This window comes from Novosphingobium barchaimii LL02, assembly GCF_001046635.1.
GTDB lineage: Bacteria > Pseudomonadota > Alphaproteobacteria > Sphingomonadales > Sphingomonadaceae > Novosphingobium > Novosphingobium barchaimii.
Window position 1 is genome coordinate 436,716 of sequence record NZ_KQ130456.1, and the last position, 10,785, is coordinate 447,500.

The 10,785-nt window shown below is 68.8% G+C and carries 8 protein-coding genes and 1 riboswitch (1 of these 9 cut by a window edge); of the genes, 1 reads left to right on the forward strand and 7 read right to left on the reverse strand.

The features are described from left to right. Positions 1 to 16: 16 nt before the first annotated feature. The 3 genes from cobT to V474_RS18900 are packed head-to-tail and all read right to left on the reverse strand — an operon-like array spanning position 17 to position 3,392. On the reverse strand, positions 17 to 1,033 hold the full coding sequence (gene cobT, locus V474_RS18890; protein ID WP_059152922.1) for a nicotinate-nucleotide--dimethylbenzimidazole phosphoribosyltransferase: 1,017 nt from the start codon (positions 1,031 to 1,033) through the stop codon (positions 17 to 19). Beyond that, positions 1,030 to 1,437 (reverse strand): DUF1636 domain-containing protein, encoded by a 408-nt coding sequence (locus V474_RS18895; protein ID WP_059152984.1) that lies wholly within the window; start codon positions 1,435 to 1,437, stop codon positions 1,030 to 1,032. Before V474_RS18895 ends, cobT begins: the two co-directional genes overlap by 4 nt. A 14-nt stretch (positions 1,438 to 1,451) precedes the next feature. Next, positions 1,452 to 3,392, reverse strand: a complete 1,941-nt coding sequence (locus tag V474_RS18900) for a TonB-dependent receptor plug domain-containing protein (protein ID WP_059152923.1) — start codon at positions 3,390 to 3,392, stop codon at positions 1,452 to 1,454. Between the two features lie 109 nt (positions 3,393 to 3,501). Beyond that, a riboswitch (cobalamin riboswitch) is annotated at positions 3,502 to 3,694 on the reverse strand. 82 nt (positions 3,695 to 3,776) lie between these two features. Here V474_RS18900 and V474_RS18905 point away from each other — a divergent pair. Next, entirely contained in the window at positions 3,777 to 5,075 is a 1,299-nt protein-coding gene (locus V474_RS18905; protein ID WP_059152924.1) for a cobyrinate a,c-diamide synthase, read from the forward strand. Here V474_RS18905 and mdoH read toward each other — a convergent pair. The 4 genes from mdoH to V474_RS18925 form a co-directional block, all read right to left on the reverse strand. Next, on the reverse strand, positions 5,072 to 6,868 hold the full coding sequence (gene mdoH / locus V474_RS18910; protein ID WP_059152985.1) for a glucans biosynthesis glucosyltransferase MdoH: 1,797 nt from the start codon (positions 6,866 to 6,868) through the stop codon (positions 5,072 to 5,074). The two genes, V474_RS18905 and mdoH, sit on opposite strands and share 4 nt — an antisense overlap. Positions 6,869 to 6,894: 26 nt before the next feature. Beyond that, positions 6,895 to 8,409, reverse strand: coding sequence for a glucan biosynthesis protein (locus V474_RS18915; protein WP_236711328.1), 1,515 nt, complete (start codon positions 8,407 to 8,409; stop codon positions 6,895 to 6,897). Between the two features lie 138 nt (positions 8,410 to 8,547). Continuing rightward, entirely contained in the window at positions 8,548 to 9,753 is a 1,206-nt protein-coding gene (locus V474_RS18920; RefSeq protein ID WP_059152926.1) for an efflux RND transporter periplasmic adaptor subunit, read from the reverse strand. Next, a protein-coding gene (locus tag V474_RS18925; RefSeq protein ID WP_236711329.1) for a TolC family protein crosses the window boundary here: on the reverse strand, positions 9,746 to 10,785 show its 3' portion. Its footprint extends 25 nt past the window's final position; 1,040 of the gene's 1,065 nt are visible here — the last part of the coding sequence; its start codon lies off the right edge, out of view — the gene reads right to left on this strand; the stop codon is at positions 9,746 to 9,748. The genes V474_RS18920 and V474_RS18925 overlap by 8 nt, the downstream gene beginning before the upstream one ends.

Here is a 10,785-nt window from a genome sequence, read left to right on the forward strand (position 1 = left end):
ACGACGGTGCGCGCGCTCACTGCCCGCCCGCCACGGCGGCTTCCTGGAACGTCGCCATCTCGCCATGTGCCGCCAGAGCCGCGCGCACGATCGGTACGGCCAGCGCGGCGCCGGTGCCTTCGCCCAGCCGCAGGCCGAGGTTCAGCAGGGGTTCGAGCTTCAGCGCTGCCAGTAGCCGGGTGTGCCCCGCTTCGGCGGAGCAATGCGCGGCAAGGCAGTGCTGCGTCAGATCGGCGTTATCGCGCGCCAGCGGGGCGATCGCGGCGGAGGCGATGAAGCCGTCCAGCAGCACCGGAACCCGCCGCAGCCGCGCGGCAAGGATGGCCCCTGCCATCGCCGCGATCTCGCGCCCGCCAAGGCGGCGCAGGGTTTCGAAGGCCGTGGTGCAGTCCGGTCCGTGGAGCGCCAGCGCGGCCTCCACGGCGGCGGCCTTGCGGGCGAGGCCGGCATCGTCCAGCCCGGTGCCGCGCCCGATCCAGTCCCGCGCCTCGCCGCCCAGTGCCTGCGCGCACAGGGCCGCAGCGGGGGTGGTGTTGCCGATGCCCATCTCGCCCACCAGCAGCAGCTGGGTGCCTTCGCGCAACGAGGCTGCGCCCTGATTCAAAGCGTCCAGGCATTCCTCCGCGCTCATGGCGGGCGCGCGCGTGATGTCGCCGGTGGGGCGGTCCAGATCAAGCGCGACGACCGAAAGGTCGGCGCCGCAGGCTTTCGTCAGGGCGTTGATCGCGGCGCCGCCGGCCTTGAAGTTGGCGACCATCTGCACCGTCACTTCGGGCGGATAGGCGCTGACGCCCTGCGCCGCGACGCCGTGGTTGCCGGCGAAGACGACCGCTTGCACTGCGTCCACGCGGGGGCGTTCGCACCGCTGCCAGCCGGCCATGAACACGGCGATATCCTCAAGCCGCCCCAGCGCACCCGCCGGTTTGGTGAGGAGGGCCTGCCGATCGAGCGCTGCATCGCGGCTGGCGCCGTCGGCCTTGGGCAAAGCGGCCAGCGCGGCGGCGAAGGCGGCGGGATCAGCGAAGCGGATCATGTGCAGACGAACCCTTCGGGCGGGGTGCGGGTGATGAAATGGCCTTTCACACCCTGCGGCCATTCGCGGAACGGCACGCGGCCTTCCTCGCTGGCGGCGTGTGCGGCCGCATATTCCAGAATGGCGCGGGCGGCGTCTTCATCCGGGGCGAAATCGCCCAGCACGTAGCCCACCTTGCCGGGCGCGCGGATGTGGACGGTGCAGTGGCGGGTGCAGGCGAACAGGCAGGGCATCCCTTGCACCGCCACGCCCTGCAGTTTCGGGTCTGCCGCCTGCACATCGCGCAGCGCCTGTTCCAGCAGCGCGCCGCCGCGCCGTCCTTCGCCGTCCTCGCGCTCGTCGGAGCCGAGACGGCAGGTATTGCACACGACGACCGAAGGGCCGGGGGCTACGGGTTTGAGCATGACGGGGTCGGGCATCAGAAGCGGCTCCTTATGCCGAAGGTGACGGTGCGCCCCAGCGCGGCGTAGCCGGCGACCGTCTCGTAATCCTTGTCGGTCAGATTTTCCACGCGGCCCTGCACGATCAGGCCCTGCCGGATTTCCCATTGGGCGCGCAGGTCGATCAGCCAGTAGTCGTCCAGCCTTGCGGTGCCGGTGGCGGCGTTGAAGCTCTCGCCCGAATAGCGCGCGGCCACGCTGGCACGCAGGCCCTGCGCCAGGTCGATACCGGCCTCGGCATTGGCGAGGTGGCGGGGCACGCGCTGGAGCTGGCGGCCGTAGGTGCTGCTGCCGTCGGTACGGTCCTCCGCCTCGATCCAGCTATAGTTGCCACTGGCGAACAGCACGCCGAGCCTGCCCTGCGCCGACAGTTCGAGGCCGCGCGCCCTGGCAGCCTTGACGTTGGCGTAATAGCCGAAGCGTGTCGTCGTCGTGCCGGGGATATAGCAGATGGCGGGCTGGGCGGCGCCGACCGGGCAATAGGCGAAGTCGATCAGGTTGTCGGTGTCGCGCTGGAACCAGGTGGCGGAGAGGCGCAGGGCTTCTCCGAAATTCTGCTCGGCGCCCACTTCCCAGCCTTTCGCCTTTTCAGGCGCAAGGTCGGCGGCGCCGTAGATACTGAACATCTGGTAGAGCGAGGGCGCCTTGTAGCCTTCGGAGTAGCTGGCACGCAGCACGGTGGCGCCTTCGTTGGGGGTATAGACCGCGCCCGCGCTCAGCACCGTGTTGCCGCCGAAGCGCGACTGGTCGGAATAGCGCGCGCCGCCGTTCAGGGTGAGGCCGGTGACGGGGCTGAGGCGCAATTCGCCGTAGAGGCTGTTGGTGCCCGCGCTGGTGGGCGTCAAAACATAGGGGGCGGCGCTGTTCGCGGGCGAAGCGGTGGTCATCCGCTGCTCCTCGCGCTCGGCGCCGAAGACGGCCTGGAGCGCGTCCGAGACTGTGTAGGTGCCCTGATACTCGAAACGGCGCACGCGGCCGTGCGCGTCGAAGGTGAGCGGGCGGATGGAACGCGCGGGATCGTAGTTCTCGCGGTCTGTTTCGGACTGGAGCACGGCGATCCGGTTCACCAGCCTGCCGCCGAGCAGCGCGAAGTTCAGCCCGGCATAGCCCGACCATTCCTCGGTCAGGCCGTAGGCGAGGGTATCGCCCGAGGTGCCGTCGAAGTCGTTGTTCGATTTCGACCAGTAGCCGCGCAGGTCGAGGCTGACGCCCGGCGTCAGGCGCACCGTCACCGTGCCGCTGGCGCCGGTGCGGGTATAGCCGTCATCCTCGCTGCCGCTGGAGCGGGCCGAGATGCCGTCCGTGGTGAAGCGCGAGGCGGACAGGCGCCAGTCCACCGCCTGCGATGTGCCGCCGATGCCGGCGCGGGCGGAGACGGTGTCATGGGTGCCGGCCTCCACCGCGGCGCTTCCTTCCAGCGGCGCGGCGGGGCGGCGGGTGCGCACGTTGACCACGCCGCCGATGGCATCGCTGCCCCACAGGATGGACTGCGGCCCGCGCAGAATCTCGATACGGTCGATGTCGTCGAGCAGGAGGTTGGAAAAGCCGTAGCCGCCCGCGGTGGACGATGGGTCGGACAAGCGCATCCCGTCGATCACCATGACGCTCTGCCCCGCATCGGCGCCGCGGATGCGCAAGGATGTGGTGGTGCCGTAGCCGCCGTTGCGCGACAGGCTGATGCCCGGCGTGCGCACCAGCGCGTCGGTCAGGGCGACGGGCTGCTGGGCGATGATGGCCGGCTCGTCCAGCACGGTGACGGTTGCCGAAACGCGGCTCGCGGCAACAGGAGTGCGCAGGGCGGTGACGACGATGCCCTCGTCCGTCCCGGCGTCTTCGGCGGAGTCGGCAAGGGCGGGAGAGGCGGCCAGTGCCAGCACGAGGCCCGTTGCAGTGGCGGCGAAACTTGAATTCAAACGCATTTCCTTCACGCAGACGACATCGACCCCGGCGGCCCGAAGGCTGCGAGGTCTCAAGCTGTCGTTTCGCGAGGAATTGCCCCCTCGTTCGGCCGGCACACCCTGTCCGGTCGAAGAACGACGGCGACAGGCAGGTCTCCTGGCTCGCGGGTCGGCGCCGATCCGGCCGCCTTCTCAGGACCTTGCGGTCCCAATGGCGTAATGGCCGGATGGCTCGCCGCTTACAGTTGCAGGGGCAGCCCCGGGGGTTTCACCCGGGTTCCCTTTTGATCCCCTTGCGGGGAACCTGACGCGGGGCCGGATTATCCCGGCCCGGTCCGGCGCGCAAGTGGGCCCGGAGGTGGCCCATGCTTGCGCGGGCTGGCCCGGCGCCATAGGTGCGAAGGCATGACACACGACAGCCCCGCACGGTGCCCGGCACTACTGATCGCCGCGCCCGCTTCCGGGCAGGGCAAGACGCTGGTGACGGCGGCGCTGGCCCGCCGCCACCGCGCGGCCGGGCGGCGGGTGCGGGTGTTCAAGTGCGGGCCGGATTTTCTAGATCCGATGGTCCACGAAGTCGCCAGCGGAGCGCCGGTCCACCAGCTTGACCTGTTCATGTGCGGCGAGGCGCAGTGCCGCGCGCTGCTGCATGACGCGGCGCAGGAGGCGGACCTGATCCTGGTGGAGGGCGTGATGGGGCTGTTTGACGGCGATCCCAGCGCCGCCGATCTGGCCCAGCGCTTTGGCCTGCCGGTGCTTGCGGTGGTGGACGGATCGTCGATGGCGCAGACGTTCGGGGCGCTGGTCCATGGGCTGGCCACGTATCGTCCCGGGCTGGATCTGCACGCGGTGATCGCCAACCGGGTCGGCAGCGCGCGCCATGCGCAGTTGCTGGAAGCCAGTGTGCCGGAAGCAGTGAAATGGCTGGGCGCACTGCCGCGAGAGGGCACGGTGTCGCTGCCGGAACGCCATCTCGGGCTGGTGCAGGCAGGTGAGGTGGCGGACCTGGACGCCCGGCTGGACCGCGCCGCCGCGCTGCTGCCCGAAGCCGCGCTGCACTTGCCGCCGCCGGTCGAATTCGCCGCTCCCTCCGGCGCGCCGCCGCCTGGGGCGGGGCTTGCGGGAAAGCGTATCGCCATCGCGCGGGACGAGGCGTTTGCCTTCATCTACCGGGCCAATCTGCAGTGGCTGGAGCGGTCCGGCGCGCTGCTTTCTTTCTTCTCACCCTTGCGGGACGGCGCGTTGCCCGCGTGTGATGCGCTGTGGCTGCCGGGGGGCTATCCCGAGCTGCATCTGGAAACGCTGGCTGCAAATCATGCGATGCTGGCGGCGGTCCGGGCGCATCACGGCGCGGGCAAGCCCATTCTGGCTGAGTGCGGGGGGATGCTTTATACCTGCACGGCGCTGGTCGACGGGCAGGGGCGGCGCGGTGGACTGCTGGGCCTGCTGCCGGGCGAGGCGGCGATGCAGCCGCGCTTCACCGCGTTGGGGATGCAGGAGGTGGACCTTGAAGGCGGCACCCTGCGCGGCCACACCTTCCATTATTCGCGGCTGGAAACGGCGCTGAACCCGGTCGCCCGCGCCCGTACTCCCGATGGACGGCAGGGGGAGGCGCTGTACCGGGCAGGCCCGCTCACCGCGAGCTACATGCACATGTACTTCCCCTCCGCGCCCGATGCGGCGCAGAGGCTGTTCGCAGCTTAGGCCTCCACCACCTGACCGGCGGTGAGGGATACGTCGGACTTCGGCGCGCTGGGGATTTCGGCGATGCCGGGTTCGGGAACGCGGAAGAACCTGGCAGCGTTCGCGCGGCTGCCGAGTGCTTCGCTCGATGTCACGCTGATCAGCCAGGGCGAGGCGATGAGGCCCACGATGATCGGCGAGAGCCACAGCGCGGTCACCGGATCAAGCCATGCCGTGGCGGCCAGCGCCGCACCCAGCAGCAGGTGTTCGCGAAGATCGGGCAGGATTTCGCGCACGGTGATGCGGCGGGCGTCGCGGGCCTGGGTGTTCCAGCCTGCCGAGATGCCCAGCAGCAGGCCCAGCAGCGCCTTGGTCTGGGTGACCATGGTGATCGGGGCGAGCAGCATGCCCAACACGATCTCCAGCGGTACGGTGCGCAGGACCGCGCCTGCACCGCCGAAGCTGCGGCGACGCTCCTTGTTGGCCAGCATCCAGATCGTGCCCATCAGCTTGGGGCCGAACAGCAGCACCACCGTCAGCGCCAGCACGCTGGGCGGAGCAAGGGTGACGAAACCGCCGGTGTCGCGGCTGGCGACTTGGCCGATCATCGCCAGGATCAGCAGCAACCACCCCGGCGAAGTGAGATAAGCCGAAGCACCGATCAGCAGGTGCAGGCGGCTGGTCCAGTGCAGGCCGGAGGCGCCCAGCAATTGCAGGTGCTGCAGGTTGCCCTGCATCCAGCGCCGGTCACGGATCGCCATGTCGACGATGGTGGGCGGGAATTCCTCGTAGCTGCCGCCGATCATCACCATGTGCACGGCCCATCCGCGCCGGCGCAGCAGCGCCGATTCCAGCATGTCGTGGCTCAGGATGTGGCCGCCGAACGGGGCCTTGCCCGGCAGTTCCGGCAGACCGCAGGAATCGGCGAAGGCGCGGGTGCGCACGATCGCGTTGTGGCCCCAGAAGTTGGATTCGGCGCCCGACCACCACAGCAGTCCGGCGCTGGCGATCGGCCCGTAGGCCTCGCTGGCGAACTGCATCCAGCGCTGGAACAGGGTGCGCGCATTGGTGATCATCGGCACCGTCTGCAGCAGGCCGATCGAGGGGCGTTCCTCCATGATCGAGGCCATGCCGACGATGGTGTCGCCGCTCATCATCGAATCCGCGTCGAGGATCAGCATGCATTCATAGGACGCGCCGAAGCGGCGGACCCACTCCGCGATATTGCCGGGCTTGCGCGCGGTGTTCTGCTCGCGTCGGCGGTAATAGACCTTGATCGGCGCTTCGGCGGCGAGTTCGCGCCAGGCGGCCTCCTCGCGCTTGCCGTGGAAAGGGTTGGAATCGCTGAGGATGAAGAAGTCGATCCAGGGTGCGCCGCCCGAGGCGGCGATGGAATTGGCCATGGCGCGGGCGCGGGCGAAGACTTCCTCGACGCTCTCGTTATAGACCGGCATCAGCACGGCGGTGCGGTGGCGCAGGCTGGATGCCGGGCTGGGCAATGCGGTGAAGCCCGGATGCTCGCCGGTGATGAGCTTGAGAAAGCCGATGGTCGACGTGACGAAGCCGAAGGCGATCCAGCAGAACAGCGGCACGAAGAACACCAGCAGCAGCATTTCGACCCAGTCGAGCCCATCGCGCGACAGTTCCATGCGCACCGTGCTTGACGCGGCCAGCCCGATCACGGCGGTCAGCGCGATCAGCAACATGCGCTTGACCAGCATTCCATGGGGACTGGTCAGCACTTCGATCGCGCCGGGAGGATTGCCGTAAAGATTCTGCACCGGCATCACCAGCGGCGCTTCGGCAGGCAGCATGGGCGGCGCGGGCAGAACGGTTACGCTCACGATACGGCTCCGGTTTCCAGCGACTTTATCACGGTTTCGCTAAGCGCGGTATCGCCGCGTTTGAGGTAAAGGCGGAAAGTGGGCTGGGTCACGTCTTTGGTCCTCACGTCGATCATGACGCGCCAAAGCGCGTCGGAGCGGGCCACGGGATAAGCGACGGCGGAGACGATTGCTCCCTTGGGCAGGTCGGTTTCGGCTGTAACGCCGCTTTCGCGCGTCAGCCCGGCAAGCGAAGGGCCTGCGAAATCGAAGACGAACTTGCGCACGCCGGCCATTGGCGGAGCGCCGGGAATGCCGCCCGGTCCTTCGAACATGTCGACGCAGCGCGAGGCGCGGTCAGCGGTCGGGTCGTTGGAAGACCACGTCAGGCGATAGGCGAAGTCGCGCCGTTCACCCGCCCTTGCTGGCTTGTCGCTGCGCCAGAACATGGCGATGTTGTCCATCGTCTCGCTGCTGGTGGGCATTTCGTAAAGGCACACCGCGCCCGCGCCCCAATCGCCCTTGGGTTCCACCCAGAGCGAGGGCCGGCGGTCGTAGAAGACGCCGTCGTCCTGGTAATGGTCGAAAGCCTGATCGCGCTGGAGCAGGCCAAAGCCCTTGGGCGATTTTGCCTGCATCGAATGCAGGTTGGCGACCGAGGGGTTGTCCAGCGGACGCCACACACGCTCGCCATTGCCGTCCCAGATCGCAAGGCCGTCCGAATCGTGGATTTCGGGGCGCCAGTCCGGGCGGGCGGTGCGGTTCGACTGGTCGTACCAGAACATGCTGGACGCGGCGGCAAGGCCCAGTTGCTTGACCGCCTTGCGCAGGAACAGCGCGGCGGTGACATCCTGCACAGCGCTGTCCTTGCCGTTGCGGCAGTCGAACGAATAGGCGCCCGCAAGGCTGGGACCATCGAGCAGGGCATAGACGCGCACGCTGTCCGGGCCGGTCTGCTCGATCCAGAAATGGGTGAAGGCGGGGAATTCCTCGCCGGTGGGCAGCCCGGTGTCGATGGCGATGGCGCGGGCGGAAAGTCCGTACTGGTCGCGCGATCCCGAGGACCGGAAGTAGCTGGCGCCCTGCCAGGCCAGCCAGTCGCTGCGGCCGGTGGCGTCCATCACCCGGAAGCCTACCGGGTCGGTGTTCTCGCTGGTGACGAACAGCCCGGCGGTATCGATGATCTCGCGCGCCTGGCCGTTTTCGAGCAAGCCGATGCGTACCGGCTTGGGCGCGGTGCCGCGCACGGCCGGAAACAGGCGAACATTGCCTGCAACGGTCTTGGCGTCACCGTAGGTCAGCTTTACCGCTGCATCGTAATCGGCGGCGGCGCGGGGCGAATCCGGGGTTTCGGCGTAAGGCTTGCGGGCAAGGGCGCGGGCCTGTGCGACAAGGCTGTCCCACGAAAACGCAGCAGGCGGACCCATGCGCCCGCCCGCCGCTGCACCGCCCACCGCGGCGTTCACGCCGGCGGGCAGAGCGCCGGCGGCGGCGCCTGTTGCTGCAAGCGCCGCGAAAAGCCTGACAGCCATGCGGCGCGACATCTGCGCGTCGTTTATCAGAATGGATACCTTTGTTGCCGCTAACTGCCTTGATGCCGATACGCACGAGCGGCCCGATTGTTGCACGGCTCGCCATCGTACCGCGCCGGTTATGGCACGAGCGACCTTTCAGCGGCCTGTCCGCTCCGCACCGTTCGCCGCGTCCCGCCAACCGATGATCGCGCGGTCGCCCGGCTCGAGGTCGTTCGCGAAGACTTCAGTGCGCTTGCCGTCGCTACCGCCGACCGTGACATAGACCCGCCGGGGATCGCCGCGTTCAAGAACGTAGATCCGCGCGCGCCTGCGCTTCTGGCCCACTATCGGCTCGAAAACGAGCGCGGCGTCGGGCACGAGCAGGACATTGCGGCGCTCGGGCAGCTGGATTTCCACCGTTGCGGCCATGCCGGGGCGAACCTTGGGGTCGGGCCGCTCGATCGTGAAGACCGCGTGCGGCGGCGCTGTCTGCGGCGGCGGGCTGACCCGCAGAAGGGTGAGAGTGGCCGACTGCGGCGTGTCTGGCATCGCATCGAGGCGGACCTGGGCCAGTGTACCGGCCTTGATCGGGTTGGCCTGCTGGTTGGAGAGCGGCACTTCGGTGGTCAGCGGGGCAAGGCCGGCAGCGATCGTGAACAGCGGCTGGTGTTCGCCCACCGTCTGGCCCGGCTGGACATGACGTGTGGCCAGAATCCCCGAAATCGGCGCGCGCACTTCAGCCCCGGCTGCAAGCTGCTGATGTTCCTTGAGTTGGAGCTTTGCGGCCTGGGCCTCCGCACGGGCTGCGGCGACGCTCAGATCGGCCCGGTGTGCATCGGCGCGGGCGCGCTCGATCTCGTTCAGTGCAGGCGCGCGGCCGCCCGAACGCTTCCACACGCTTTCGAAGCGGGCAAGGCGCGATCCGGTATCCTGCGCGGAAACCTGCGCGGCATCGAGCATGGCCTGCGCCGCGGTCACGCGCGAACGGTCGATCTCCACGGCGCTGGCCATCGCTCCGGCGTCGAGCTTTGCCAGCACTTCACCCTTTTCGACTTCGCCGTCGCTCTTGCCCGAAACCCAGATGATGCGGCCCGGCAGAACCGCAGTGACGGTCACTTCGCCCGATCCGCGAACCTGCCCGCGCTCGGACACCAGCGGGATCAGGTTCCCCCGTTCCACCGGCGCAGAGTAATAAGGGGAATCCTCGCCCATGACGAAGCGGACGAAGAACGTCAGCGCGCCAAGGCCCGCCAGGGCCAGCACCAGCAAGCTGAGCCAGTGGCGCGTGACCCTGCGCGGCGCGGCGCCCAGCAAGGCGTCGAGCGGGGAGTGGGTTTCGTGTTCGGTCTCGGCGTCAGTCACAGGCGGCAGTCACCGTTATCGTTTCGGCCGTGGGCGCGGGGAAGGGCGCCACTATGGGCGTCAGCCCGCCGCGTGCCCATGCATCGTCCTGCCCTGACCACAAGTCCAGCGTGGCCGTCACCCGGCCGGCCCGCGCATCGACAAGCGCAAGTTCGACCGCAGTGGAAGCGGCTTCCGCGACGTAAAGCGTAGAGAACGGCCCGGCTCCCTGCCGATAGGCACCGCGTGCGTCCCTGACGGTGCGGCGCGCCTCCTGCAGGGCCTGCGTAAGACGGGCCTCGCGCAGCACGCCATCGGCCAGCGAGGCACGGCGCGGGTCCTCGGGCGGAGCGATGGCTAGTGGGTCCACCGGCGGATCGGGGATGGCACCGGGCGAACCCAGCTTTTCGGCCAGTACATCAGGCTTGTCGCCGACCAGGCGGGCCAGTTCAGCCATGGCGCTATCCAGCCTGCCCTGCGAAAAGCCCAGTTCTCCCTGCGCGGTCTCGTCCTGAGAACGGGCCAGGGCGCCGTCGATGGCCGATGCCAGCCCGGCCTCGCGGCGGAACTGGGCGACTTCGGCGTTATCCTTGTACTGGGCGCGCAAGGCGCCGCGCAGGGCAATGTCCTGCTGCAGGCGGCGTACCTCTACATAGGCCGCGGCGACCTGCCGGGCGAGACGTACGCGCCGGGTGACGACCCGCTCCACCCTGTCATCCCGAAGCTGGGGATCGGGCCGGACGTTCCTGTCGCCCAGCAATCGGCCCAGCCTGGCGCCAAGGCGCCTGGCATCTTCGGCGGTCTGCTGATCGTACTGGCGCAGGGCCGAGATTGTGCAGATCACTTCCTGGCTGGAATCCAGCGCTTGCTGCACCAATGCCACGAGAACCGGGTCGCCAGCCTCTTTCCACCATGCCGGCGCGGCGGGCGCAGATGCTTCGTCCGCCGCCAAAGCCGTTGCGGGCGAGGGCGTACTCGCGACGTTGCCACCCGCGACCGTGCATCCCGCACTTGCGAGAGTAAGGGCCAGCATAGCTGCCCTGCCCGTGCGGG

Excerpts from the sequence above, each read along its gene's own strand:
- cobT (WP_059152922.1), bottom strand. The coding sequence starts at position 1,033 with ATGATCCGCTTCGCTGATCCCGCCGCCTTCGCCGCCGCGCTGGCCGCT.
- V474_RS18895 (WP_059152984.1), bottom strand. The coding sequence starts at position 1,437 with ATGCTCAAACCCGTAGCCCCCGGCCCTTCGGTCGTCGTGTGCAATACC.
- V474_RS18900 (WP_059152923.1), bottom strand. The coding sequence starts at position 3,392 with ATGCGTTTGAATTCAAGTTTCGCCGCCACTGCAACGGGCCTCGTGCTG.
- V474_RS18905 (WP_059152924.1), top strand. The coding sequence starts at position 3,777 with ATGACACACGACAGCCCCGCACGGTGCCCGGCACTACTGATCGCCGCG.
- mdoH (WP_059152985.1), bottom strand. The coding sequence starts at position 6,868 with ATGCTGCCTGCCGAAGCGCCGCTGGTGATGCCGGTGCAGAATCTTTAC.
- V474_RS18915 (WP_236711328.1), bottom strand. The coding sequence starts at position 8,409 with ATGGCTGTCAGGCTTTTCGCGGCGCTTGCAGCAACAGGCGCCGCCGCC.